Here is a 25932-nt window from a genome sequence, read left to right on the forward strand (position 1 = left end):
GCCCGAACAACCCACCGCCCGAACACCCCACCGCCTGAACCCCCACCTTGCCCGAACACACCACCCCCGACGCGAACGCCTTGTACGTAAACGGTGGATCACCCCGCGTCGGGGGCAGCACGGTGGTGAGGTGTCGGTGTGCGAGAGAATGGCGGCATGGAGATGCCGAGGAACGAACGGTCCCCCGAACAGCCCCAGATCCTGGTCGTGGGCCAGGACGGAATGGCGGTGGGTGGCGGCGGAGGAGACGAGGACTCCCGCGAGGTCCCGGTGACGGACATGGTGGAGCAGCCCGCCAAGGTCATGCGGATCGGCAGCATGATCAAGCAGTTGCTCGAAGAGGTGCGGGTGGCGCCCCTCGACGAGGCGAGCCGGGCCCGGCTGAAGGAGATCCACGCCAGTTCGGTCAAGGAGCTGGAGGACGGCCTGGCGCCGGAGTTGGTCGAGGAGCTGGAGCGGCTCTCGCTCCCCTTCACCGACGAGGCCATCCCCAGCGACGCGGAACTGCGGATCGCGCAGGCCCAGTTGGTCGGCTGGCTCGAAGGTCTCTTCCACGGGATTCAGACGACGCTGTTCGCCCAGCAGATGGCGGCGCGGGCCCAGTTGGAGCAGATGCGCCGCGCTCTCCCGCCGGGTGTCGGCGGCCACGACGGCGACGACGACCCCCGCACGCTCGGCCGCTCCGGCGGCCCGTACCTCTAAACCCCCGCCCGGCCTCCGAGGGAGGCCACCCCCGCCCCCCACCGACGTACGAAAGGGCCCGGCACCTCACGTGCCGGGCCCTTCCTACGCCCTGGGCTCACACGAGCGCGGCCCGGCGCCGCAGGCCTACGCCGGGTTCCCCGTGGACACCTTCAGGATGATCGTCGCCATGTCCTTGGGGTCGACGTCCTCGTCCGCCGAGGGGTACTGCTCCATGACCGTGCCCTCGCCGTAAGTGTTCTCGTCGACTTCCTGGGTGTCGTACTGCCAGCCCGCGGCCTGGAGGCACTCCTTCACCGAGTCGATGTTCTTGAAGGTGAAGTCGGGGAGCATGATCTTGTCGGGGTCGTTGTACGACTCCGTCGGCTCCGTGCACTCGGTCTTGTCGATGACCTTGGTGGTGTCGGGCCCCTTGTGCCCCTCTTCCACGGTCGGGGAGGGGGAGGCGCTCGCGTTGTTGTCGCCGCCCCCGGACTCGCTGCCGCTGTTCATCGCGACCGCTGTGACCAGACCGCCGATCGCGATGATCGAGACCGCGATCGCGCCGATGACGACACCCTTGTTGCTCTTGCCGCCCCCGGAACGCCCCGCCGACAGCGAGGACTGCTGCGGAGTGATGTTGTACGGCGGCGGAGTGGCGACACCCTGCTGCGGCGCGTACGCGGCGGTCTGCGGCGGGGTCTGGTACCCGCCCTGCTGCGGATAGCCGTACGACGGCGCCGGGGTCGGCGCGGGCGTCGACGGACCGAAGGCGCCCGCCTGGGACGGCGGCGTGTACGGCATCTGGACACCGCCCGACTGCGGCGGAGCCGTCTGGTCGACCGGCGGGAAGACGGCCGAGGAGACCCCGGCGCCGTTCGCCGTCTGCGCGCCCGGCACGATGCTCGGCGCGACGGCCTGCAGGGACGCGGCGACCCTCAGGCACTCGTCGCGCATCGCCTCGGCGCTCGGGAACCGCTCGTTCGGGTTCTTCTTCAGCGCACGGGCGACCAGGGCGTCGACGGCCGGCGGAAGGGAACGGTTGATCGAGGAGGGGGCGACCGGCTCCTCCTGGACGTGGGCGTACGCGATCGCCAGCGGGGAGTCCGCCTCGAACGGCAGCCGCCCGGTGGTCAGCTGGAACAGCATGATGCCGACCGAGTACAGATCGGACCGGGCGTCCACACCGCGGCCGAGGGCCTGCTCGGGCGAGAGGTACTGCGGGGTGCCGACGACCATGCCGGTCTGCGTCATCGACGTCACCCCGGACTGCATGGCGCGCGCGATGCCGAAGTCCATGACCTTGACGACATTGCGCTTGGTCATCATCACGTTGCCCGGCTTGATGTCCCGGTGGACCAGGCCCATCTCATGGCTGATCTCCAGCGCCGCCAGCACATCGGCGGTGATCTTCAGCGCCTTGTCGGCGGGCATCGCGCCCTGCTGCCGGATGTCCGCGTCGAGGACCGAGCCGAGCGGCTTGCCCTCGATGTACTCCATGACGATGTACGGCGTCGTCAGCCCGTCGACCTCGTCCTCGCCGGTGTCGAAGACCGAGACGATGTTGGTGTGGGTGAGCTTCGCCACGGCCTGGGCCTCACGGCGGAAACGCTCACGGAAGGCCTGCTCACGGCCGAGCTCGGTGTGCAGTGTCTTGACCGCGACCTGCCGGTCGAGCACCGCGTCGTACGCGAGGTGGACGGATGCCATACCGCCCTCGCCGAGCAGGTCACGCAGCTGATAGCGGCCGCCGGCGAGCGAACGCCCCGCGTACCGGCCCTGTGCGGCGTCCTGGCTCATCTTCCTGCGTCCCCCATCGGCGCGCGCGAGCGCCGAACTGACGCGGCCCCCGCGGTCGGTGATCCTCACGATCCCCGACCATCCTGGTGATCCTTTGTGCTATTCCAGGCCAAGTCTGCCGCAGGGCACTGACACGTCAAGCGCGGTGCCCGTTCCGTGACCGTACGCGAAAGAAGCGTCGCGGAAGCGTTACAGGGGGCGTACGCCCGGTACACAGAACTTGCACGACTGCGCGCCCGGCGGGTTTGATGGCCGATCAACGTTGATCACGCCCCGAATCCGACCGGAACCCCTCTCGCGCCCGAGCGGAATCCGAGCGGAACCCGTCTCACATCCAACTCGGACCGGCCCCTTGCGTGAAGGCTGTAGCGTGGCCGAGGGAGACCGTAACAAGAACCGCGCGGACCGCGGGCAGAAACGACGGCGAGGACCGATGGCACAGCAGCAGCGCTCTCAGGGCCCGTCCGACCCCGAGGCGACTGGCGGCGGAATGTCAGACGCGCCGGAGTCGTGGGGCAACGGCGGGCTTGTCGGCGACGGCCGTTACCGGCTGACCGGCAGACTCGGCCGGGGTGGCATGGCCGAGGTGTTCGCGGCCGAGGACGTACGCCTCGGCCGTACGGTCGCGGTCAAGCTGCTCCGCTCCGATCTGGCCGAGGACCCCGTCTCCAAGGCCCGCTTCACCCGCGAGGCACAGTCCGTCGCCGGCCTCAACCACCACGCGATCGTGGCGGTCTACGACTCCGGCGAGGACGTGGTCGGCGGCACCTCCGTGCCGTACATCGTGATGGAGCTGGTCGAGGGCCGCACCATCCGTGACCTGCTGCTCAACGCCGAGGCACCCGGCCCGGAGCAGGCGCTGATCATCGTCTCCGGTGTCCTTGAGGCACTGGCGTACTCCCACCAGCACGGCATCGTGCACCGTGACATCAAGCCGGCCAACGTCATCATCACCACCAACGGCGCGGTGAAGGTGATGGACTTCGGCATCGCGCGCGCCCTGCACGGCGCGTCCACCACGATGACGCAGACCGGCATGGTCATGGGCACGCCCCAGTACCTCTCCCCGGAGCAGGCGCTCGGCAAGGCCGTCGACCACCGCTCCGACCTGTACGCGACGGGCTGTCTGCTCTACGAACTGCTCGCGCTGCGCCCGCCGTTCGTCGGCGAGACCCCGCTGTCGGTGGTCTACCAGCACGTCCAGGACATCCCGACCCCGCCCTCCGAGGTCACCGAGGGGGCGCCGCCGGAGCTCGACGGCCTCGCCATGCGCTCCCTCGCCAAGGAGCCCGACGACCGCTTCCAGAGCGCCGAGGAGATGCGCGGCCTGGTCCAGTACGGCCTGCAGATGCTGTACGACCAGGGCAGCCACACCGGCACCTGGAACACGGGCCCGGTCGCGGCGCACGACGGCCGGCACACCCCGCCGGGCGGTATGTCCGGTACGACGGTCATGCCGCACCCCGGTGACATGGGCACCTCCCAGATCCCGCAGCCGATCATCCCGGGCTATGGCGGCGGTGGCCGGGACGACGGCGGCTTCGAGGGGCACGGCAACCGCGGCAGCGGTCGCGGCAAGCTCTGGATTCTGGCCGTCCTCGCGGTGATCGCCATCGCGGCGGGCGTCGCCCTCGCGCTGAACCAGGGCGACAACACCGGCGGCGGCACGGACACCACGCCGTCGCCCACGGTCTCCTCGTCCAGCAAGGACGAGGAGAGCACCGAGTCGCCCAGCGAGCAGCCGACCGAGGAGGCGACGGAGGAGAACACCGGTTCGGGCGACGGCTCGAACTACACCCCGTCGTACACGCCGTCCCCGACCTACAGCCCCTCCGCGCCCGAGACCCAGCCGACCGAGGAGCCCACCGACACCGAGACGGTCACGGAGGAGCCGACGCCCACGGCGGACGAGTCGACGCCCACAGCGGAGGAGACCACGCCCGACGACGGCAGCGGCGGTGACGGCGGCGACGACGGCGGCACGGTGACCGAGGGCGTCGTGGGCGGCGCCGACGGCAACTGACCCGAGCGGCCGTCGCGAGCACCGCCGAGCGGGCGGATCGAGATCCGTTCGGTACGACGAACCCTGAGGAGCGCGCCCGACACACCGGGCGCGCTCCCTCTTTTTTCGCCGACGAGGCCGTACGGCGAACTCTTCCCGAGCCGGGGGTGGCCGGGATAACGTGCCGGTGTTCCGGCCCCCTGCGAGGCTGTAACCAGTGCTGTGACCAGCAACAGTTCCCGACAGGCGCCACTTACCTGGACGTCCGAGTACCGAATTACTTGGAAATCCAAGGAAAAACGCAGGTCAGGAGGGGTTTCACAGGAATGTGTGGCACTGGGTAACGTGCCTTGTGCAGGGCGCTCGCCGGGGCACCTGTCACGTCTGTTCCCGGCCAGGGCACCCACCCCGTGCACGGATTCCGGGACCAGGCGAGTCGCTTCCCAGGCTCTGAACGAGCTGGGGGGAACCCCAGGTCTCCGGCAATCCCGGGGGCCGGACCGACGGAGGAGCACACGTGACCGTGGAGAGCACTGCCGCGCGCAAGCCGCGACGCAGCGCCGCAGGCAAGACCGGCACCACTGGTGGCAAGGCGGCCGGCACCACCGGCACCAAGCGCACCACTGCGAAGAAGACGACCAGCGCCGCCGCCAAGGACCAGCCCGGCACCGAACCCGAGCTCGTCCAGCTGCTGACACCCGAGGGCAAGCGCGTCAAGAACGCGGACACCGCCCCGTACGACCCGTACGTCGCCGACATCACCCCCGATGAGCTGCGCGGTCTGTACCGCGACATGGTCCTCACCCGGCGGTTCGACGCCGAGGCCACCTCCCTGCAGCGCCAGGGCGAGCTGGGGCTGTGGGCCTCGCTGCTCGGCCAGGAGGCCGCCCAGATCGGCTCCGGACGGGCCACCCGCGCGGACGACTACGTCTTCCCGACCTACCGGGAGCACGGGGTCGCCTGGTGCAGGGGAGTCGACCCGACCAATCTGCTCGGCATGTTCCGCGGTGTGAACAACGGCGGCTGGGACCCGAACAGCAACAACTTCCACCTCTACACGATCGTCATCGGCTCCCAGGCGCTGCACGCCACCGGCTACGCGATGGGTGTCGCCAAGGACGGCGCGGACTCCGCGGTCATCGCCTACTTCGGCGACGGCGCCTCCAGCCAGGGCGATGTCGCGGAGGCGTTCACCTTCTCCGCGGTCTACAACGCACCTGTCGTGTTCTTCTGCCAGAACAACCAGTGGGCGATCTCCGAGCCCACCGAGAAGCAGACCCGGGTCCCGCTCTACCAGCGTGCCCAGGGCTTCGGCTTCCCCGGTGTCCGCGTCGACGGCAATGACGTCCTCGCCTGTCTCGCGGTCACCAAGTGGGCGCTGGACCGGGCCCGGCGCGGCGAGGGCCCCACCCTCGTCGAGGCGTACACGTACCGCATGGGCGCCCACACCACCTCCGACGACCCGACCCGCTACCGGCACGACGAGGAGCGGGTGGCGTGGGAGGCGAAGGACCCGATCGCACGCCTGCGCGGCTATCTGGAGTCCGAAACTGACACGAACGAGGGATTCTTCGCGGAACTCGAAGAGGAGAGCGAGGCGTTGGGAAGGCGAGTGCGCGAAGTGGTGCGTGCCATGCCCGACCCGGACCACTTCGCCGTCTTCGAGAACGTGTACGCGGACGGCCACGCGCTCGTGGACGAGGAGCGCGCGCAGTTCGCCGCGTACCAGGCCTCGTTCGCCGACGTGGATGTAGAGGAGGGGGAGCAGCGATGACCACACGGACCGCGGCAACGGCCTCGGTGTCGGCCGAGGGGGCGGCGTCCGCGCCGAAGAGCATGGCGATCGCCAAGGCGATCAACGAATCGCTGCGCAAGGCCCTCGAAACGGACCCCAAGGTCCTCGTCATGGGTGAGGACGTCGGCAAGCTCGGCGGTGTGTTCCGGGTGACCGACGGCCTGCAGAAGGATTTCGGCGAGGAGCGCGTCATCGACACCCCGCTCGCCGAGTCCGGCATCGTCGGCACGGCCATCGGCCTCGCCCTGCGGGGCTACCGCCCGGTGGTCGAGATCCAGTTCGACGGCTTCGTCTTCCCGGCGTACGACCAGATCGTCACCCAGCTCGCGAAGATGCACGCGCGCTCCCTGGGCAAGGTCAAGCTCCCCGTCGTCGTCCGTATCCCCTACGGCGGCGGCATCGGCGCGGTGGAGCACCACTCGGAGTCCCCGGAGGCGCTGTTCGCGCATGTCGCGGGCCTGAAGGTGGTCAGTCCCTCCAATGCCTCGGACGCCTACTGGATGATGCAGCAGGCCATCCAGAGCGACGACCCGGTGATCTTCTTCGAGCCGAAGCGCCGCTACTGGGACAAGGCCGAGGTCAACCCGGACGCCATCCCCGGCCCCCTGCACAAGGCCCGGGTGGTCCGGGAGGGCACGGACCTCACGCTCGTCGCGTACGGCCCCATGGTCAAGCTCTGCCAGGAGGTCGCCGACGCGGCCGCGGAGGAGGGCAAGTCCCTGGAGGTCCTGGACCTCAGGTCGGTCTCCCCGCTGGACTTCGACTCGATCCAGGCCTCCGTGGAGAAGACCCGCCGGCTGGTCGTGGTCCATGAGGCCCCGGTGTTCTTCGGCTCGGGCGCGGAGATCGCCGCCCGGATCACGGAGCGCTGCTTCTACCACCTGGAGGCCCCGGTGCTCAGGGTCGGCGGCTATCACGCCCCGTACCCGCCGGCCCGCCTGGAGGAGGAGTACCTGCCGGGTCTGGACCGTGTGCTCGACGCCGTCGACCGCTCGCTGGCGTACTGAGGGAGAGGCCTTGACGACGATGACAGACACGTCTCTGCGCGAGTTCAAGATGCCCGACGTGGGCGAGGGGCTCACCGAGGCCGAGATCCTCAAGTGGTACGTCCAGCCCGGTGACTCGGTCACCGACGGCCAGGTCGTCTGCGAGGTCGAGACGGCCAAGGCCGCGGTCGAACTGCCGATCCCGTACGACGGTGTCGTCCGCGCGCTGCACTTCGCCGAGGGCACCACGGTCGACGTCGGTACGTCGATCATCGCGGTGGAGGTGGCCGGGGGCGGTGGCGCTGCCGCTGAGGTGGCCGGGGGTGGTGCGGCCCCCGCCGAGGAGGCGCCCCGGGCTGCCGCCGAGGCCGCGCCGGGGCCGGAGACCAAGCCGGCCGCCCCCGCCAAGCCCGAGGGGCGCAAGCCGGTGCTCGTCGGGTACGGCGTCGCCGAGTCGTCCACCAAGCGTCGCCCCCGCCGGGGTGTGCCCGCCCTGGCGGCTCCCGCCGAGGACACCCTGTACGGCGCCACGGCACTCCAGGGCGTCCAGGGCGAGTTGAACGGTCACGGGGGTGGCGCGCAGCCGCGGCCGCTGGCGAAGCCGCCGGTGCGCAAGCTGGCGAAGGACCTCGGGGTCGACCTGGCCTCGGTCACCCCGTCCGGCCCGGACGGCGTCATCACCCGCGAGGACGTCCATGCGGCGGTGGCCCCGCCGACGGCGCCCGAGCCGGTGACGGCGTCGGCCGCCGCCCCGGTGGAAGCGCCCGAGGCCGGTGCGTCCGGGGTCAGGGTGCCGGCCGGGGCCCCGGCGCCGGTGGCCGCGTCGTACGACAGTGCCCGTGAGACCCGTATTCCCATCAAGGGCGTCCGCAAGGCGACGGCCGCGGCGATGGTCGGCTCGGCGTTCACGGCGCCGCACGCGTCCACGTTCGTGACGGTCGACGTGACGCGCACGATGAAGCTGGTCGAGGAGCTCAAGCAGGACAAGGAGTTCCAGGGGCTGCGGGTGAACCCGCTGCTGCTGATCGCCAAGGCCCTGCTGGTGGCGATCAAGCGCCACCCCGACATCAACGCGTCGTGGGACGAGGCCGCCCAGGAGATCGTGGTCAAGCACTACGTGAATCTCGGTATCGCCGCGGCCACCCCGCGCGGGCTGATCGTGCCGAACATCAAGGACGCCCACGCGAAGACGCTGCCGCAACTGGCCGAGTCGCTGGGTGAGCTGGTCTCGACGGCGAAGGACGGCCGTACGTCTCCGGCCGCGATGCAGGGTGGCACGGTCACCATCACCAACGTCGGCGTCTTCGGCGTCGACACCGGCACACCCATCCTCAACCCCGGTGAGTCCGCGATCCTCGCGGTCGGCACGATCAAGCCCCAGCCGTGGGTCCACAAGGGCAAGGTGAAGCCCCGCCAGGTGATGACCCTGGCGCTCTCCTTCGACCACCGGCTGGTGGACGGGGAGTTGGGCGCGAAGGTCCTGGCGGACGTGGCGGCGATTCTGGAACAGCCGAAGAGGCTGATGACCTGGGCGTGAGGGTTCTCGGCCGATAGGCACACAAGGAAGGGGCCCACCGCGGTGTGCGGTGGGCCCCTTGCGCTTGTCTCACGGGGAGCTGTCGAGGCTCCTGACGTGCGGGCTCCTGACGTGCGGTCCTACAGCGCCGCGAAGCCGTAGTTCAGGAGCTTCTTGGCGTCTGCGAGGCGGTTGTCGGCGGAGGAGGCGGTGAGGACCGTGCCGTAGATCGTCTTGCCGTTGCGGGTGGCGGCGAAGACGAGGCAGTACTTGGCCTGGGTGCCCGAGCCGGTCTTGACGCCGATCGTGCCCGAGTAGGTGGTCAGCAGCGGGTTGGTGTTCGTCCAGGTCGGCATCGTGCGGGTGCCGCCGGACTTGGTGATCGTCTTGGCCGTGTACGACTTGGTCTTCACGATCGTCTTGAACGTGGAGTTCTTCATCACGTTCCGGGCGAGGGTCGTGAGGTCCTTCGGCGTCGAGTAGTTCGAGCCGTTGCTGATGCCGTCGAACGAGTCGAACTTCGTGTTCGTCATCTTGAGGCTCTTGGCCATCGTGTTCATCTTGCCGATGAACGACTTCACCCGCGCCGCACGCGTCGAGCCCGTACCGAACTTGTCGGCGAGGGCGTACGCGGCGTCGCAGCCCGACGGCAGCATCAGCCCGTAGAGCAGCTGACGGACGGTGACCTTGTCGCCGACGATCAGGCGGGCGGAGGACGCCGTGTTCTTGACGATGTAGTCGCTGTACGCCTTCTGGATCGTGACCTTGGCGTCCAGGTTCAGGTTCTTCTGCGACAGCACGACCTTGGCGGTCATGATCTTCGTGGTGGAGCCGGTGGCACGCGTGGTGTTCGCGGTCTTGCCCCAGCTCTTGCCGGTGGCCGGGTTGATCACGAACCCGCCCTTGGCATTGATCGTGGGCTTCGCGACAGCGGCCTGCGCGGGAGCGGAGCTGATCACTCCGGTCGCGATCATCGCACCGGAGGTCACGACGACGGCAGTGGCTCTGCGGACACGCGCGCCCTTTATGGCGGTAATCAAGTCAAGTACCCCAGTTGCGTCAAATGTCTGTGGAGCGCGGCCACTTGGGTGCCGACATCGTGGGCAGAGCACGGCCGCTTCTCGTGTGACAAGTGAGTAGCACAAAAGGTTGTGCGGTGGTTGAGGCGGGGGTCAATTCTGGTCCACCCGACAGCGCTTCGATAGGTGCGTGACAGTTCCGGGTGTGGTTTCGAAGGAGTTTCGAAAGAGCTTTGAAGGGGGGCCCGGGGAGGCCGTAGGAGCGTTTCGGGGGCGGCAGGTTCGGGAGGGGCGAGCCGGCCGGGGGTGGTCTCGTTCCGGATCGTGGACGGAACCGGCGATGCGTACGTGTTGTATCTATGCTGTGGCCATGCCCTCAGCGTCGCCCATGACCACATCCCGCCGAACCACCGCGACCGCACCCACGACCATGACCGCGACCGAGACCAGGACTTCCGACGCCCCCGTGAAACAGCCCCCCGCCGCCGACCGCGTCTACTCCCATGTCAAACAGGGCGTCCTGGAGCGCCGTTACGAGGGCGGCACCCTGCTCACCGAGGGCGAGCTGGCCGAGGCGGTCGGGGTGTCACGGACCCCGGTGCGCGAGGCGCTGCTGCGGCTGGAGGTCGAGGGGCTGATCAAGCTCTACCCGAAGAAGGGCGCCCTGGTCCTGCCGGTCTCCGCGCAGGAGATCGCGGATGTGGTCGAGACGCGGCAGCTGGTCGAGGAGCACGCGGTCCGCAAGACGGTGCCGGCGTCGCCGCAGCTCATCGCCCGTCTGGAGGAGCTGCTGGAGCGGCAGAAGGAGCAGGCGGCGGCCGGAGATCTGGCGGGCGCGGCCGTCACCGACCGCTGTTTCCACGCCGAGATCGTCCGCAGCGGCGGCAACGAGATCCTCTCCCGCCTCTACGACCAGCTCCGCGACCGGCAGTTGCGCATGGGTGTCGCCGTGATGCACGCCCACCCCGACCGGGTCACCAAGACGCTCGTCGAGCACGAGGAGATCCTCCAGGCGCTGCGCGCCGGTGACGCGGAGACGGCCGTGGGCCTGGTCCACCGGCACGTCAACTGGTTCTCGAACCTGGCTCGGGGGGAGGTCCGTTGAGCCGCGCGGGCATATCCTCGTCGTCCTCCGCGTCCCTCCCCGGCGACCCACCCGGTGGCCGCCGCGCCCTCGCCGTCTGGGGCACAGGCGTCTCGGTCTACTTCGTCGCCGTCATCTTCCGTACGTCGCTGGGGGTCGCCGGCCTCGACGCCGCCGAGCGCTTCCATGTCAGCGCCTCCGCCCTGTCGACGTTCTCCATACTCCAGCTGCTGGTCTACGCGGGCATGCAGATACCCGTCGGCCTGCTGGTCGACCGGCTCGGCACCAAGAAGGTGCTGACCCTGGGCGTGCTGCTGTTCACGGCCGGCCAACTCGGCTTCGCGCTGTCGCCGTCGTACGGCACCGCCCTTGCCTCGCGCGTGCTGCTGGGCTGCGGCGACGCGATGACCTTCATCAGTGTGCTGCGGCTCGGCACCCGGTGGTTCCCGGCCCGGCGCGGGCCGATGATCGCGCAGTTCGCTGGGCTGGCCGGTATGGCGGGCAACCTGGTCTCGACGCTCGTGCTGGCCCGGCTGCTGCACGGGGTGGGCTGGACGGCGGCGTTCGCGGGCAGTTCGGCCGCCGGTGTCGTGGTGCTCGTCCTGACGCTGCTCTTCCTGAAGGACCACCCGGAGGGGCACGCGCCGGAGCCGGTGCCGCACCAGGGGGCGGCGTATGTGCGGCGGCAGATCGCGGCGTCCTGGCGGGAGCCGGGGACCCGGCTCGGGCTGTGGGTGCACTTCACCACGCAGTTCCCGGCGATGGTGTTCCTGCTGCTGTGGGGGCTGCCGTTCCTGGTCCAGGCGCAGGGGCTGAGCCGGGCCACCGCCGGTGATCTGCTCACCCTGGTCGTCCTCTCCAACATGATGGTCGGACTGGTGTACGGCCAGGTGGTGGCCCGGCATCACGCCGCGCGGTTGCCGCTGGCGCTGGGCACGGTTCTGGCGACGGCGACGGTCTGGGCGACCACGCTCGTCTACCCCGGCGACCACGCCCCGATGTGGCTGCTGATCACCCTCTGTGTGGTCCTCGGCGCCTGTGGCCCCGCTTCCATGCTCGGCTTCGACTTCGCCCGCCCGGCGAACCCGCCGGAGCGTCAGGGAACCGCCTCCGGGATCACCAACATGGGTGGTTTCGTGGCCTCCATGACGACTCTGCTGGCGGTCGGCGTCCTCCTCGACCTGACCGACGACAACTACGCCATCGCCTTCTCCGCCGTCTTCGTCCTCCAGGCTCTGGGCCTGACCCAGATCTTCCGTCTGAGGGGGCGGGCGGCCCGCCGCGAGCGGGAACGCCTGGTGGCGAGCCGGGTGGAGACGGTGCACGTACCGGCGTAAGGACGTGACGCGCCGCCGCGACGGCGGGGCCTACCGGTGCCCGTGGGGTACCGGTACGGCGGTGTAAGGGGCGTGCTCCTGGAGGCCGGTCGTTACACCGTCACCGCGAAGGAGTGGAGGATCGCCGCGATCAGCTGGGGGTCGCCCTCGGCCTTGATGCGGTCGGCGACCAGATCCGCGGTGACCCGGCCGCAGGCCAGCCGGACGTAGGTCTCCCAGTCGAGGGTGAGGGTGGCGGCCGGACCGAGGGCCGGGGAGGTCTCCAGGGTGCCGCGGCCCTGCATGTCCACGCGGACCGTGCGGATGAACTCGACGGGCCCGTGCACGTCGAACACGACGGCCGAACTGCGCGGCGCCTGAGCGTCCTCCGCGATGACCTTCGGCAGCACGGACAGCAGCTCGTCGCGGACGATGTGCGCGCCCGGCGAGTCCAGGTTCCCCGGCTGTCCGAGCGCCGCCCGCAGGTCCTGCTCATGGACCCACACGTCGAACGCGCGGTTGCGCATGGCCTGTTCCAGCGCCAGCTCCGTGCCGAGCGGGCCGCGCACCTTGTGGTCCGGCGTCCGCGACTCGTTCCGCAGCTGGCGGTTGCGGCGGATGATCGTGTACTCCAGCTCGGACGTCATCTCCGGCGCGGTGTGGTGCCGACGGGCGTCGACCTGCATCTCCATGTACCGCTGGTGCTCGGTCCGTACGTGGTACAGGTCGCGCGGGAGGGTGTGGATCGGCCGCGGGTCGCCGAGCATCTCGCAGTCCATGCCGATCACATGGGAGACCACATCGCGTACCGACCAGCCGGGGCATGGCGTACGCCTGTTCCACTCGCCCTCCACGAGCGGTGTCACCAGCTCGGATATCGCGTCCACTGAGTGGGTCCAGGCGTCGGCGTAGGGCTGAAGAGTGGGATGCAGACTCACGGAACGGGACCCCTCGGGCGGTCGGTACGGTCGGTACGTGGTGGACGGTTCTCGTTGGGGGCGTCGGCGTTGACGGCGGCGAGTGGGAGTGCGGGTTGACGGCGGTCGGTGTGGGCGTCGTTATACGTGCGTTGACGACGATCGGTGTGCGGGTTGACGGTGGTGAGCGGGCGTCGGCGGCTGTCGGTGGGTGCTGTGGAACGTTAAGTTACGCTGCTGTGGGGCACCCCGGCAGTGCTTTCGTGTGACGATCGTAGGCGGGTATGGACAGCTCGAATGCCAGGACGGTGGTAGTGTGCGCGCCTCGCTGATCCAGATCGGTGTAGACGAGGACGAATCGGTCGAATCACGCAGGCGGCGGGTGGCGTCGCTGGTGCGGGAGCAGGCCGGTGCCGATCTCGTCGTCCTGCCGGAGCTGTGGACCACCGGCGCGTTCTCGTACGAGGCGTTCGCCGAGGAGGCCGAGCCGCTCGACGGGCCCACGTACGAGGCGATGGCCAAGGCGGCGAGCGACGCGGGCGTCTGGCTGCACGCCGGCTCGATCCCCGAGCGGACCCCGTCCGAGAGCGGCTCCGCCGCGAGTGGCGGCCCCCTTTACAACACGTCCCTGGTCTTCTCCCCCTCCGGTGAACTGGCCGCCGCCTACCGCAAGATCCACCGCTTCGGCTTCGACAAGGGCGAGGCCGTGCTGATGGGTGCGGGGCGCGACCTGGTGACCGTACGGCTGCCGGGCACCGTCCTCGGTATCGCCACCTGCTACGACCTCCGCTTTCCCGAGCTCTTCCGCGGTCTCGTCGACGCCGGGGCCGAGACCTTCGTGCTGTCGGCGGGCTGGCCGGAGCGCCGCCGCGCGCACTGGACGCTCCTCGCCCAGGCCCGGGCCGTCGAGAACCAGGCGTTCGTTCTCGCCTGCGGAACGGCCGGTACGCATGCGGGAGTTCCCCAGGCCGGTCACTCGATCGTGGTCGATCCCTGGGGTGAGGTACTGGCCGAGGCCGGTTCGGAGGAGCAGGTCCTCACGGTGGAGTTCGATCCGGCGAAGGTCGCGACGACACGGGAGCAGTTCCCGGCCCTGAAGGACAGGCTCCTGGGGGTCGAGGCACCGCGCCGCTGAGCCGGGCCCCGTGCCTCTGGTGCTTACCCCCGGTCCTTCTCCGCGAGATGGATCACGCACACCGTCACCGCGATCAGCAGCGCCGGGTCGGCGTCGTCCCGGACGACGTCCAGGCCGTAGGTGTCCCGGATGTGCAGCCACCGGCGGGAGACGACGGCGAGGAGTTCGCCCTCGTACTCGACGGCGAACTCGCGGTCCAGGACCTTGCCGCTGACGTCCAGTTCCGTGCGGCCGTCCGCCAAGGCCACCCGGTAGTGGTTGCGCAGGAGTGACAGGCGTTTGCGGCGGACGGTGGCCAGGGGTTCGCCGTCGCGTTCGATCACCATGGTGTCGCGCAAGGCGAACATCTTCTGACGGATGTCGATCAGAACCCGTCCCTGGGTGTCCTTCAGCTCGAAGGTGTCCCGCAGCCGCATGGCCTTGCCGTCGACGAGGAAGGCCTTTCTGCCGTGCTCGTCCTCGATCCAGTAGTCGTCACCGATGCCGAGGATTCGGTCGCGTACGAGGAATCTCATGCGTCCAGAGGTTCCCCGGTGCCCGCTCCGAAACGTCGTCTGTAGGCCGAAGGGCTCAGCCCGGTCTCCTGGCGCAGCCGCGCGCGGAGGTTGGCGGCGGTGCCGAGCCCGCTGCGCTCGGCGACCACGTCGAGGCGTTCCTCACCGCGTTCGATGAGGCGCCGGGCCAGGGTGACGCGTTCCGCGATCAGCCAGGCGAGGGGGGTCGTGCCGAGTTGGGCGCGGAAGCGGCGGTGCAGGGTCGCGGGCGAGACGGCCGCCCGCGCGGCGAGGTCCGCGACGGAGAGGGGTCGGTCCAGCCGCTCCTGGGCCCACACCAGCACGGGCGTCAGGGACTCGTCCGGAATATGCGGAACGGGCCGCTCGACGAACTGCCGCTGCCCGCCGTCGCGATGGGCGGCGAAGACCAGACGGCGGGAGACATGGTTGGCGATCTCGGCGCCGTGGTCCCGGCGCCAGATGTGCAGTCCGAGATCGAGCGACGCGGCGCTTCCGGCCGAACTCAACACGTCGCCCTCGTCGACATAGAGCACATCGGGTTCCAGCAGGACCTTCGGATGCCGTTCGCGGAAGGCATCGGCCCAGCGCCAGTGGGTGGCGGCCCGGCGTCCGTCGAGAATGCCCGCCTCGGCCAGCGCGAATGTCCCGGTGCAGAAGCTCACGACACGCGCCCCGCGCGCGTGGGTGCGCCGGACGGCGTCGAGGACGGCGGGGGCGCGCGGCACCACGTTGTCCGGGCGGCCCGGTACGACAAGCGTGTCCGCGTCGTCGACCGCGTCCAGGCCGGCCGCCCCGGTCAGAGTGAAGAACCCGTGGTTCATCCGCACCTCGGGTGCCGGTGTGCACAGCGTCACCTCGTACAACGGTCCCGGCAGCCCCAACTCGGGCCGCGGCAGCCCGAACAGCTCCGTCGCCACCCCGACCTCGAAGGGATTGGTGGCCTCGTCGACCATCACGGCGACGCGATGTGGGGCGGCGGGCGACGGGGCCGGGCCACCGTGTGGTGAGCGCTGCGAGGATTCTTGCGGCATGTGCGATTCCTAGCACTCGTAGGGCCGTGCCACCACGCCGCACGATGATCGTATGGAATCCACGGAAGCCACCGAGCCCATCTCCTTGTCCGACGCCCTCGCCTCCTTCGACACCCTGTGGAGCCCCCGCATCGTCACCACGGTCAACGACTACGACGTCCGGGTGGCCAAGGTCGAGGGGGAGCACCTCTGGCACACCCATGACCACACCGACGAGTTCTTCCTGGTCCTCGACGGCGAGCTGCACATCTCGCTGCGCGAGGCCACCGGTGAACGCACGGTCGTCCTGCCCAGGGGCTCGGTCTTCACCGTCCCCCGAGGCACCGAACACAAGCCCTACGCCCCGGCCCGCGCCGCCATCCTCGTCCTCGAACCCACCGGCACCCTCACCGTCGGAGACCGCCACGACGAGATCCCCGATCATGTGGACGCGACGACCGGACACGCGCTGAACTGACCGGCGACAGCCCACCCGCCGGAGTTGTCCACAGGCCGGTGCGCGGAGTTATCCACAGGCTCGCGAACGGATCTCGCGCAAGTGGCAGTCTGGACCCATGAACGACTCCACGACCAAGCACCCGGCACACCGCCGTGCCCGTGTCCGCGCCCCCGAGCTGATCGGGAAGGGCGGCTGGCTGAACACGGGCGGGAAGCAGTACACCCTCGCTGACCTGCGGGGAAAGATAGTGGTGCTGGATTTCTGGACGTTCTGCTGCATCAACTGTCTGCATGTCCTGGACGAGCTGCGCCACCTTGAGGACAAGCACCGGGACACGGTGGTGGTCATCGGCGTGCACTCGCCGAAGTTCGTGCACGAGGCCGAGCACGGGGCGGTGGTCGACGCCGTGGAGCGGTACGAGGTGGAGCACCCCGTACTCGACGACCCGGAGCTCGCCACCTGGAAGCAGTACGCGGTACGGGCCTGGCCCACGCTCGTGGTGATCGACCCGGAGGGATACGTGGTCGCCCAGCACGCCGGCGAGGGCCATGTCCACGCCATCGAGAGGCTGGTCACCGAACTGGAGGCCGAGCACGGGGCGAAGGGCACCCTGCGGCGGGGCGACGGGCCGTATGTTCCATCCGAGCCCGAGCCGACGGTGCTGCGCTTCCCCGGCAAGGCCCTGCTCCTGCCGGACGGCGACTTCCTCGTCAGCGACACCACCCGGCACCGCCTGGTCCGGCTGGCCCCGGACGGCGAGACCGTCGTACGGCACTACGGGACCGGGGAGCGCGGTTTCGTGGACGGCCCCGCCGACCACGCCCGCTTCAGCGAGCCCCAGGGGCTGACGCTGCTGGACGGCGGTGACGTGGTCGTCGCCGACACCGTGAACCACGCTCTGCGCCGACTCGACCCGGACACCGGGCATGTCACGACCCTCGCGGGTACGGGCCGCCAGTGGTGGCAGGGCTCGCCGACCTCGGGGCCGGCGTGGGAGATCGACCTGTCGTCGCCGTGGGACGTGGCGGTGTTCGGCGGCAAGGTGTGGATCGCCATGGCCGGTGTCCACCAGCTGTGGACCTACGATCCGGCCGACTGCACCGTGGCCGTGGCGGCGGGCACGACGAACGAGGGGCTCGTGGACGGGCCGGGGACCGAGGCCTGGTTCGCTCAGCCGTCGGGGCTCGCGGCCACCGCCGACCGGCTGTGGCTGGCCGACTCGGAGACGTCCGCGCTGAGATGGGTGGACCTGGACGGGGTGGTCCACACGGCGGTCGGTACCGGGCTCTTCGACTTCGGGCACCGTGACGGCGCGGCCGAACAGGCGCTGCTCCAGCATCCGCTGGGGGTCACGGCCCTGCCGGACGGTTCGGTGGCGGTCAGCGACACCTACAACCACGCCCTGCGCCGCTACGACCCGGCGACGGACGAGGTCACCACGCTCGCCACGGACTTGAGGGAGCCCAGTGACGCGGTGCTCGCCGGGGAGGACATCGTGGTCGTGGAGTCCGCCCGCCACCGGCTGACCCGGCTGCGGCTGCCGGAGGAGGCGGTGAGGGTGGAGGCGGTCGCCCACCGCACGCGGCGGGCGGCCACCGAAGTGGCGCCCGGCAGCCTCCGGTTGGACGTGGTGTTCCAGGCGCCGCCCGGCCAGAAGCTCGACGACCGCTACGGCCCCTCGACCCGGCTGCTCGTCTCCTCCACGCCGCCCGAGCTGCTGCTCAAGGGCGACGGCGCGGACACGGCCCTCTCACGCGAGCTGGAGCTGAACCCCTCCATATCCGAGGGCGTCCTGCACGTCTCCGCGATGGCCGCCTCCTGCGACGACGACCCCCGGAACGAGTACCCGGCCTGCCATGTCCACCAGCAGGACTGGGGTGTACCGGTTCGAATAACGACCGCGGGCGCGCACCGACTGCCGCTGGTGCTGGCGGGGATGGACGAGAGGCCCTAGGGGCCGGGGAACCGGGGTGACGGCCGCCCCGTGGCCGTGGGCTCTCCCAGGTGCCGGTCAGTAACCCTGGTAGCCGTCGCGGTGGTGGTGGCGGTCGTCGTCGATGACGGGGGTCGTCGGTGGCACCACCACGCGCCGCCGCCTCGCGATGCTGCTGAACGTCACGGTTCCGATCAGTCCCACGACGATGAGGATGACACCGACCAGGTCGAGGTTGACCCCTTGCATGTCCCAGTCGGTGGCGAACGTGAGGATGGCCCCCACGGCGATCAGGATGATGCACCCGCCCAGGCCCATGAGCGTTCCCTCCCAGTCCGGTTGGGTCGGCCGGCCGTTCCGGTCGCTGTGTCCTACCGGTCGGGGCCGGGTACCCCGATGGGCCCGGAGATAACTAGCCCTCCAGGAAGGCGGCGAGGGCGTTGGCGAGGAGGTAGGGGTCCTTGGCGCCGCAGAGTTCGCGGGCGCTGTGCATGGAGAGGATGGCGACGCCGATGTCGACGGTCCGGATGCCGTGGCGGGCGGCGGTGATGGGGCCGATGGTGGTGCCGCAGGGCATGGAGTTGTTGGAGACGAAGGACTGGAAGGGGACACCGGCCCGCTCGCAGGCGGCGGCGAAGATCGCACGGCCCGAACCGTCCGTGGCGTAGCGGTTGTTGACGTTCACCTTGAGGATCGGGCCGACGTCGGCGCGGGGGTGGTGCGTCGGGTCGTGGCGCTCCGCGTAGTTGGGGTGGACGGCGTGACCGGTGTCCGAGGAGAGACAGACCGTACCGGCGAAGGCGCGGGCCCGGTCCTCGTAGGAGCCGCCGCGGGCGAACACCGAGCGCTCCATGACGCCGCCGAGGAGCGGGCCGTCGGCGCCGGTGTCGGACTGGGAGCCGTTCTCCTCGTGGTCGAAGGCGGCGAGGACGGGGATGTGGGGGAGGTCGTCACCGGAGGTGGCGACCGCGGCGAGCGCCGCCGTACCGGCGTGCACGGAGAGGAGGTTGTCCATGCGGGGGCCGGCGAGGAGTTCCTTGTCGCGGCCCAGATAGGCGGGCGGTTCGACGGAGTGGGTCATCAGGTCCCAGCCGGTGACCTCGCCGGCGGGCAGGCCCAGTTCGTGCTCCAGGAAGGCGATGAGGTCGCCGTCGCGGACATCGTCGCCGAGGCCCCAGATGGGCTGGAGGTGGCGCTGTTTGTCGAGTTTCAGACCCTCGGAGGTGACCGAGCGGTCGAGGTGGATGGCGAGTTGGGGGACGCGCAGGAGGGGTCTGTCGATGTTGACCAGGCGGCTGGAGCCGTCGCGCAGGGAGAGACGGCCGGCGAGACCGAGGTCGCGGTCGAGCCAGGAGTTGAGGAGCGGGCCGCCGTAGATCTCGACGGCGACCTGACGGAAACCGTGGGCGCCGCTGTCGGGGCGGGGCTTCACCCGGAGATTGGGGGAGTCGGTGTGGGCACCGACGATACGGAACGGGGTGTGGGGGGCGGCGCCCTCCGGGACGTACCAGGCGATGATCGCGCCGCCGCGCAGCACGTACTTGCCGCCGAGCGAGCCGTCCCACGCGTCGGTCTCCGAGACCTGTCGGAAGCCGGCCTTCTCCAGCCGTTCCGCGGAGGCGGCCACCGCGTGGTACGGGGAGGGGCCCGCCGCCAGGAAGGTCATGAGGTCGTCGGTGTGGCTGCGATCGAAGCGTGGGGGTGTGCGCATGGAGTTCACCTTAACGACGTTCGAGGGCCCGCTCCCGGGGGATGGGAACGGGCCCTCGACAAGGGGTGCCAGCGGGCAATCCGGTGCGGGACGGACGGGCAGGGTCCGTCCCGCACCGCGACCTCGGGGGTGCCGATGGGTTGGGCACCCGGCGGCTGGGGCTGGGCGGGGGTGGGTTTCGCTTACCGGCGCTTGCAGGGTGCCTCCCCCACTCTCAGCTTCGTTCGAGCGGGAGGTGCCCCCACCGCGGGTGCCCCCATCGCCCCAGCGGCACGATGCCCGCAGCTACGACAGCCACGATGCCCGCAGCTACGACAGCCCGCAGCTACAAGAGCCACGCCTGCCCGCAGCTGTGCAGGGCTTCGGATCAGAACGCCGCCTCGTCCAGGTTCATCAGGTCCAGGTCCGTGCCCTCGGCGATCTTGCGGGTCAGGGTCACACCCGGGAGGACGTTGGCGGCGAAGAACTTCGCGGCGGCGATCTTGCCGGTGTAGAAGGGCACGTCCTTGGCAGACACAGCCTTCGCCGAGGCCGTGGCCAGCTTCTCGGCGGCGACCGCGGCGCCCTTGAGGAGCAGGTAGCCGACGACCACGTCGCCGGAGGCGAGGAGGAAGCGGGTGGTGTTGAGGCCGACCTTGTAGATGTTCCTGACGTCCTGCTCGGTGGCCGCGAGGTCGGTGAGCATCAGACCGACGATCGACTCCAGCTCCACGGCGGCCTTGGCGAGGTGCTCGCGGGCACCGGCCAGCTCCTCGCCGCCCTCGCCGAGCGCCAGGAACTTCTTGATCTCCTCGGCGAGGGAGTTCAGCGCGGCGCCCTGGTTGCGGACGATCTTCCGGAAGAAGAAGTCCTGGCCCTGGATCGCGGTGGTGCCCTCGTACAGGGTGTCGATCTTGGCGTCGCGGATGTACTGCTCGATCGGGTACTCCTGCAGGAAGCCGGAGCCGCCGAAGGTCTGCAGCGACTGGGCGAGCTGCTCGTAGCCCTTCTCGGAGCCGTAGCCCTTGACGATCGGGAGGAGCAGGTCGTTCAGGGCGTGCTCGGCGGAGGTGTCCTCGCCGGCCGCCTCCTTGACCGCGATGGTGTCCTGGACGGAGGCCGTGTACAGCACCAGCGCCCGCATACCCTCCGCGTACGCCTTCTGCGTCATCAGCGAGCGGCGGACGTCGGGGTGGTGGGTGATGGTGACCTTGGGCGCGGTCTTGTCCATGAAGTTCGCGAGGTCGGGGCCCTGGACGCGCTCCTTGGCGTACTCAAGGGCGTTCAGGTAGCCCGTCGACAGGGTCGAGATCGCCTTCGTGCCGACCATCATGCGGGCGAACTCGATGATGCGGAACATCTGGCGGATGCCGTCGTGCTTGTCGCCGATCAGCCAGCCCTTGGCGGGGTGGCGGTCGCCGAAGGTCATCTCGCAGGTGTTGGACGCCTTGAGGCCCATCTTGTGCTCGACGTTGGTCGCGTAGACGCCGTTGCGCATCCCCAGCTCACCGGTCTCGAAGTCGAACAGGTACTTCGGGACGAGGAAGAGGGACAGGCCCTTGGTGCCGGGGCCGTGGCCCTCGGGGCGGGCGAGGACGTAGTGGAGGATGTTCTCCTCCATGTCGTGCTCACCGGAGGTGATGAACCGCTTCACACCCTCGATGTGCCAGGAGCCGTCCTCCTGCTGGATCGCCTTGGTGCGCCCGGCGCCGACGTCCGAACCCGCGTCGGGCTCGGTCAGCACCATGGTCGAACCCCAGGTCCGCTCCACCGCGATCTTGGCGATCTTCTTCTGGACCTCGTTGCCCTCGTCGTGGAGGATGCCGGCGAAGGCCGGGCCGGAGGAGTACATCCACACGGCCGGGTTGGCGCCGAGGATCAGCTCCGCGTACGACCAGATCAGGGACGGGGGAGCCGTCGTACCGCCGATCGCCTCGGGGACGCCGAGGCGCCAGTACTCCGAGTCCATGAAGGCCTTGTAGCTCTTCTTGAAGGAGGCCGGGACCGGGGCGGTGTTGGTCTCCGGGTCGAAGACCGGGGGGTTGCGGTCGGCGTCGGTGAAGGACTCCGCCAGCTCGTTCTCCGCGAGGCGGGTCAGCTCCTCCAGGATGCTCTTGGCGGTCTCCGTGTCCATCTCCGCGAACGGGCCGGTGCCGTACAGCTTGTCGCGCCCGAGTACTTCGAAGAGGTTGAACTCGATGTCGCGGAGGTTCGACTTGTAGTGCCCCATGGCGATGGCTCCGTAGAGAGATCGGCGAGGCACTTGATCCTCGCGGCGGTTCATCACGTACTCGCGTACCAGCAAGTAGCTTGTATGTCGATGATGCTACCCATCGGTAATAAGAAGCAACCCCGATCGGGCCATCTGTGACTCGTTACGCTTTGCCGCATGTACGGCTACGACCAGAGCGCTGGCACTCAGCAGCAGTACGCCCCTCCGCAGCAGCCGATGTCCGGGCAGCAGATGCCGGGGCAGATGCCCGGCGGCCCCATGGGCGGCGGTTACGGGCAGCAGTCGCCGCTGTATCCCGAGCCGTCACCGCCCTCGCTCGCGGACGCGGTGCGGGCGTTCACCACCGGGCAGATGGCCGCCGAGGACTTCCAGCAGGTGTTCGCGACGTCCAAGGTGTACTGCCCGCGCGGCGACAACCCCGGGTTCCTGGCGCTGCACAACACCCAGCAGCCGGTGATCCCGATGTTCACCTCGCTCAAGGAACTCCGTCGGTACGCGGGCAAGGAGTCCAAGTACTTCGTGATCACCGGGGCGGAGGTGATCGATCTGCTGCCGACCGGGTATGGGTTCGTCCTCGACATGGAGGGGGAGCATCGGATGGTTTTCGATGCGAAGGCTGTGGAGCAGATGGTCGAGTTCGCCATGCGGAGGATGTACGGGTAGGTCCGGTCGGGGAGGGTGGGCTGGGGTTCGTTGCGGGGTGCGGGTCGTGTGTGGTTGCTCGCGCCCACGCGGCGGAGCCGCATATTGATACAGCCCCGCGCCCCTGAAAAGACGGGGCTGCGCCCCGGCCTTTTCATTGATGTCGCGCCGCTGGTCTTGGATGACCGGCGGCGTTTCTGTTGCCTGGCCGGGGGGACGAAGGTGCCCTCGCCCCGGGAATGCGGCGCGGCTCCGCGTGGTTGGGGCTGGCAGGAAGTTCAATAGTCAACTAAACTGGCCGCACAAGGAGGTACCGACATGCCCGCAGTGACCGTCGAGAACCCGCTGACCCTGCCCCGTGTCGTCGCTCCCGCCGACGCCGTGGCCCGTCCGGTGCTTGCCGTGACGACCGCGCCCAGCGGTTTCGAGGGCGAGGGCTTCCCGGTCCGCCGTGCGTTCGCCGGGATCAACTACCGCCATCTCGACCCGTTCATCATGATGGACCAGATGGGTGAGGTGGACTACGCGCCCGGGGAGCCCAAGGGGACCCCCTGGCACCCCCACCGTGGCTTCGAGACCGTCACCTACATCATCGACGGGATCTTCGACCACCAGGACAGCAACGGCGGTGGCGGCACCATCACCAACGGCGACACCCAGTGGATGACCGCCGGTTCCGGTCTGCTCCACATCGAGGCGCCGCCGGAGTCCCTCGTCATGTCCGGCGGTCTCTTCCACGGCATCCAGCTGTGGGTGAACCTCCCCGCCAAGGACAAGATGATGGACCCGAGGTACCAGGACATCCGCGGCGGCCAGGTCCAGCTGCTCACCACCCCCGACGGCGGCGCGCTGCTCCGTGTCATCGCCGGTGAGCTGGACGGCCACCAGGGTCCGGGTGTCACCCACACCCCGATCACCCTGCTCCACGCGACCGTGGCGCCGGGCGCGGAGATCACGCTGCCGTGGCGCGCGGACTTCAACGCGCTCGCGTATGTGCTCGCCGGGCGCGGCAGCGTCGGTGTGGACCGGCGTCCGATCCAGCTCGGTCAGACGGCCGTGTTCGGCGCGGGCTCGTCCCTCACCGTGCGCGCCGACGAGAAGCAGGACGCGGACGCGCCCGACCTGGAGATCCTTCTCCTCGGCGGACAGCCGATCCGTGAGCCCATGGCCCACTACGGCCCGTTCGTCATGAACACCCGCGAGGAGCTGCAGCAGGCGTTCGAGGACTTCCAGAAGGGGCGGCTGGGGACGATTCCGGCGGTCCACGGGATGACGGAGGGCGGCCTCTGATCCGGCCGGTCTTGGCCGGCTGAGGGCGGCCCCTGGCCCGGCTGGCCTCAGCCGGCGGAGGGTGGTCTCTGGTCCGGCCGACCTTGGCCGGCTGAGGGCGGTCTCCGACCCGTCCGACCTTGGCCGATTTCGATCGGTCCTGAGTGACTCCGAACTGCTCCGGGCGGCCCCCGACCGACCCTGGTCACACGTTCACGGAGAGGCCCTCACCCCGGCTTGGGTGAGGGCCTCTCCGTATGTGGTGAAAGCCGCATACCGCGCATACTGGGAAGGAATCATGGGAGGCCGACGGGAGACCGACGGGAGGCCGGCATGGGGACCTCGACACCGCCCCCGACGGCGCGGACGACTCTGCGCATCGATCCCGATCCGCCTTTCAGAAAGGACGTCTGGCCCGGGATCGCAGGGATGGCGTCCGGTGTCCTTCTGCTCATCGCGATACCGGTGATGTACGGCAACACCCCGGACTACGACGGCGAGGACGGCCTCCGCGAGACGGTCGCCTTCTACCGCGACCAGGGCAACCTGGATCTGACCGAGGCGATGGCACCGCTGATGCTGGTCTCCGGGCTGCTGTTCCTGTGGTTCCTGGGCGGGTTGACACGGCGGGTCGGGAACCGGGCGCTCCTGGTGCTCGCGGGTGGGATCGCCTTCGTGGTGCTGACGATGGTCGCCACCATCGCCGGGTCCATCTACGCGATCACCGCGAACAACACCGAGTCGTTCGTGGTGGGGCCCGGGACCGCGATGGTCGCCATGGTGCTGCTCGATGTGGCGTACGGCGGGTTCATCGCGGCGATGGCCGGGGCGGCGGTTCTCCTCTTCACCGTCTGGCGGGCGACCATGCTGACCCATGCCCTCCCCGCCTGGCTGGGCTGGTCCGCCTTCGTCATCGCCCTGCTCTGCCTCGCGGGGCCGGTCAGCGCATGGCTCACCGTGCTGCTGATGGGGGCGTGGACGGGGGCGACGGGGACGGTGATGGCACTGCGGCCGACGGCGGAGAGCGGTTGAGTCACAGCCTGGTGTTGCCGCCCTTGTTGGTGATGGTCGGCTTGTCGCAGGTGTTCCAACGGAGCTTGTTCGGGCCGGTCTTGCCGCTGCCCTTGCCGCCCCAGCGGATCAGGGGGACGGACTTGCCGTAGTAGCCCTTGCCGTACTTGTTGTTCTTGACGGTGTTGCCGCCGCCGCAGGTCTCGCCCTTCCGCGCGTCGCGCCACTCGCTGACGACGGCGTACGTACCGGACTTGGTGAAGGTGTTGCCGCTCACCGTGTTGTCGCGGCTGCCGTCCCGGATGCGTACGGGGTCGCCGGTGATGGACGAGAACTTGTTGCCGGTGATGGTCGAGTTGGTCGTCCCGACCAGGTACACGCCGTGCATATGGCCCTTGTTGCGCAGGTTCGAGAACGTGTTCTTCTTGATCACGATGCCGGACGAGTTCTTCACATGGACGCCGGCGTAGCCCGTGGAGCCGCTGAGGTTCTTGAAGGTGTTGCCGGTGATCGTGACGTTCGAGACGTTCCTGAGCAGGATCGCGTTGTCGTGGCCGGAGAACGTCCTGCCCTTGATCGTGAAGCCGCCGGGGCCGCCGTCTATGCAGAGCTGGTAGTCGCCCTTCGGGCACTTCGTCTGCCCCGGGTACTTGGCGGCCGCCTGCGGCGCGGACCAACTCGGCTCGGCCAGGGCGCCGAGCAGCAGCGCGCTGCCGAGAACGGTGGTGACGGTGGCCTTCGGTACGGAACGGCGCATGCCGTGACTTCCCTTCGGTGGGTGGGTGGTTGAGGGCGGCCGGCCCTCCCCTCGCCGGGTCGGCCGCCGTGACAGCAACCGAGCCTGCGGTGCCGGATCTTGTCCGGCAACGGTTTTCCGTGTCCGGGACAGACGTACGGCTGTCCGGGCTGGTCAGCGGC

General features: G+C 69.5%; 22 protein-coding genes. 13 read left to right on the forward strand and 9 right to left on the reverse strand.

The annotated features are described in order from the left end of the window. Positions 1 to 156 precede the first annotated feature (156 nt). The gene (locus ACWD4G_RS11725) at positions 157 to 702 is read left to right on the forward strand and encodes a bacterial proteasome activator family protein (protein ID WP_451292502.1); all 546 of its coding nucleotides are present in this window, start codon (positions 157 to 159) and stop codon (positions 700 to 702) included. Between the two features lie 126 nt (positions 703 to 828). Here ACWD4G_RS11725 and ACWD4G_RS11730 read toward each other — a convergent pair whose 3' ends face one another. Continuing rightward, entirely contained in the window at positions 829 to 2481 is a 1653-nt protein-coding gene (locus ACWD4G_RS11730; protein ID WP_451292503.1) for a protein kinase domain-containing protein, read from the reverse strand. Positions 2482 to 2914: 433 nt separating this feature from the next. On the opposite strand from ACWD4G_RS11730, the gene ACWD4G_RS11735 reads away from it, so the two are divergent. From ACWD4G_RS11735 to ACWD4G_RS11750, 4 genes are all read left to right on the forward strand, one after another. Then, positions 2915 to 4504: a protein kinase domain-containing protein gene (locus ACWD4G_RS11735; RefSeq protein ID WP_451292504.1), complete on the forward strand. Its 1590-nt coding sequence runs from the start codon at positions 2915 to 2917 to the stop codon at positions 4502 to 4504. A gap of 496 nt (positions 4505 to 5000) precedes the next feature. Then, positions 5001 to 6257, forward strand: coding sequence for a pyruvate dehydrogenase (acetyl-transferring) E1 component subunit alpha (gene pdhA / locus ACWD4G_RS11740; protein WP_451292505.1), 1257 nt, complete (start codon positions 5001 to 5003; stop codon positions 6255 to 6257). After that, positions 6254 to 7285, forward strand: a complete 1032-nt coding sequence (locus ACWD4G_RS11745; RefSeq protein WP_451292506.1) for an alpha-ketoacid dehydrogenase subunit beta — start codon at positions 6254 to 6256, stop codon at positions 7283 to 7285. The genes pdhA and ACWD4G_RS11745 overlap by 4 nt, the downstream gene beginning before the upstream one ends. 10 nt (positions 7286 to 7295) lie before the next feature. After that, on the forward strand, positions 7296 to 8801 hold the full coding sequence (locus ACWD4G_RS11750; protein WP_451292507.1) for a dihydrolipoamide acetyltransferase family protein: 1506 nt from the start codon (positions 7296 to 7298) through the stop codon (positions 8799 to 8801). A gap of 119 nt (positions 8802 to 8920) precedes the next feature. Here ACWD4G_RS11750 and ACWD4G_RS11755 read toward each other — a convergent pair whose 3' ends face one another. Further along, positions 8921 to 9754, reverse strand: a complete 834-nt coding sequence (locus ACWD4G_RS11755; RefSeq protein ID WP_451292508.1) for a D-alanyl-D-alanine carboxypeptidase family protein — start codon at positions 9752 to 9754, stop codon at positions 8921 to 8923. 475 nt (positions 9755 to 10229) lie between these two features. On the opposite strand from ACWD4G_RS11755, the gene ACWD4G_RS11760 reads away from it, so the two are divergent. Next, positions 10230 to 10904, forward strand: coding sequence for a GntR family transcriptional regulator (locus ACWD4G_RS11760; protein ID WP_451292649.1), 675 nt, complete (start codon positions 10230 to 10232; stop codon positions 10902 to 10904). Continuing rightward, positions 10901 to 12220 carry an MFS transporter gene (locus ACWD4G_RS11765; RefSeq protein WP_451292509.1) on the forward strand — a complete coding sequence of 440 codons (1320 nt, stop codon included), beginning with the start codon at positions 10901 to 10903 and terminating at the stop codon, positions 12218 to 12220. Before ACWD4G_RS11760 ends, ACWD4G_RS11765 begins: the two co-directional genes overlap by 4 nt. A 92-nt stretch (positions 12221 to 12312) precedes the next feature. On the opposite strand, the gene ACWD4G_RS11770 is transcribed toward ACWD4G_RS11765, so the two are convergent. Beyond that, a complete protein-coding gene (locus tag ACWD4G_RS11770) occupies positions 12313 to 13137 on the reverse strand; it encodes a maleylpyruvate isomerase family mycothiol-dependent enzyme (RefSeq protein WP_451292510.1) in 825 nt (274 codons plus the stop codon). Between the two features lie 295 nt (positions 13138 to 13432). On the opposite strand from ACWD4G_RS11770, the gene ACWD4G_RS11775 reads away from it, so the two are divergent. After that, the gene (locus tag ACWD4G_RS11775; protein WP_451292511.1) at positions 13433 to 14251 is read left to right on the forward strand and encodes a carbon-nitrogen family hydrolase; all 819 of its coding nucleotides are present in this window, start codon (positions 13433 to 13435) and stop codon (positions 14249 to 14251) included. Positions 14252 to 14274: 23 nt separating this feature from the next. On the opposite strand, the gene ACWD4G_RS11780 is transcribed toward ACWD4G_RS11775, so the two are convergent. After that, positions 14275 to 14766, reverse strand: a complete 492-nt coding sequence (locus tag ACWD4G_RS11780) for an LURP-one-related/scramblase family protein (protein WP_451292512.1) — start codon at positions 14764 to 14766, stop codon at positions 14275 to 14277. Further along, positions 14763 to 15797, reverse strand: a complete 1035-nt coding sequence (locus ACWD4G_RS11785) for a helix-turn-helix domain-containing protein (protein ID WP_451292513.1) — start codon at positions 15795 to 15797, stop codon at positions 14763 to 14765. Before ACWD4G_RS11785 ends, ACWD4G_RS11780 begins: the two co-directional genes overlap by 4 nt. 52 nt (positions 15798 to 15849) lie before the next feature. Here ACWD4G_RS11785 and ACWD4G_RS11790 point away from each other — a divergent pair, with 52 nt between their 5' ends. Both ACWD4G_RS11790 and ACWD4G_RS11795 read left to right on the forward strand, forming a co-directional pair. After that, the gene (locus tag ACWD4G_RS11790; RefSeq protein WP_451292514.1) at positions 15850 to 16254 is read left to right on the forward strand and encodes a cupin domain-containing protein; all 405 of its coding nucleotides are present in this window, start codon (positions 15850 to 15852) and stop codon (positions 16252 to 16254) included. Between the two features lie 97 nt (positions 16255 to 16351). Next, positions 16352 to 18190, forward strand: a complete 1839-nt coding sequence (locus ACWD4G_RS11795; RefSeq protein WP_451292515.1) for an NHL domain-containing thioredoxin family protein — start codon at positions 16352 to 16354, stop codon at positions 18188 to 18190. A 57-nt stretch (positions 18191 to 18247) separates the two neighbouring features. Here ACWD4G_RS11795 and ACWD4G_RS11800 read toward each other — a convergent pair whose 3' ends face one another. The 3 genes from ACWD4G_RS11800 to ACWD4G_RS11810 all read right to left on the reverse strand — a co-directional run bounded on the left by ACWD4G_RS11800 (position 18248) and on the right by ACWD4G_RS11810 (position 22089). Next, complete coding sequence (locus tag ACWD4G_RS11800) at positions 18248 to 18487, reverse strand: DUF6458 family protein (protein ID WP_451292516.1); 240 nt, start codon at positions 18485 to 18487, stop codon at positions 18248 to 18250. A 94-nt stretch (positions 18488 to 18581) separates the two neighbouring features. Beyond that, positions 18582 to 19880, reverse strand: a complete 1299-nt coding sequence (locus tag ACWD4G_RS11805; RefSeq protein WP_451292517.1) for a M18 family aminopeptidase — start codon at positions 19878 to 19880, stop codon at positions 18582 to 18584. A gap of 367 nt (positions 19881 to 20247) precedes the next feature. Beyond that, positions 20248 to 22089, reverse strand: a complete 1842-nt coding sequence (locus ACWD4G_RS11810) for an acyl-CoA dehydrogenase (RefSeq protein WP_451292518.1) — start codon at positions 22087 to 22089, stop codon at positions 20248 to 20250. Positions 22090 to 22248: 159 nt separating this feature from the next. On the opposite strand from ACWD4G_RS11810, the gene ACWD4G_RS11815 reads away from it, so the two are divergent. The 3 genes from ACWD4G_RS11815 to ACWD4G_RS11825 all read left to right on the forward strand — a co-directional run bounded on the left by ACWD4G_RS11815 (position 22249) and on the right by ACWD4G_RS11825 (position 25035). After that, positions 22249 to 22755 carry an SseB family protein gene (locus ACWD4G_RS11815; RefSeq protein ID WP_451292519.1) on the forward strand — a complete coding sequence of 169 codons (507 nt, stop codon included), beginning with the start codon at positions 22249 to 22251 and terminating at the stop codon, positions 22753 to 22755. Between the two features lie 297 nt (positions 22756 to 23052). Next, entirely contained in the window at positions 23053 to 24024 is a 972-nt protein-coding gene (locus ACWD4G_RS11820) for a pirin family protein (RefSeq protein ID WP_451292520.1), read from the forward strand. A gap of 408 nt (positions 24025 to 24432) precedes the next feature. After that, entirely contained in the window at positions 24433 to 25035 is a 603-nt protein-coding gene (locus ACWD4G_RS11825; RefSeq protein ID WP_451292521.1) for a hypothetical protein, read from the forward strand. Between the two features lies 1 nt (position 25036). Here the strand turns inward: ACWD4G_RS11825 and ACWD4G_RS11830 are convergent, their stop codons facing one another. Continuing rightward, positions 25037 to 25771 (reverse strand): right-handed parallel beta-helix repeat-containing protein, encoded by a 735-nt coding sequence (locus ACWD4G_RS11830; RefSeq protein WP_451292522.1) that lies wholly within the window; start codon positions 25769 to 25771, stop codon positions 25037 to 25039. Positions 25772 to 25932 lie beyond the last annotated feature (161 nt).

It is taken from the genome of Streptomyces sp. NPDC002643 (assembly GCF_053592555.1).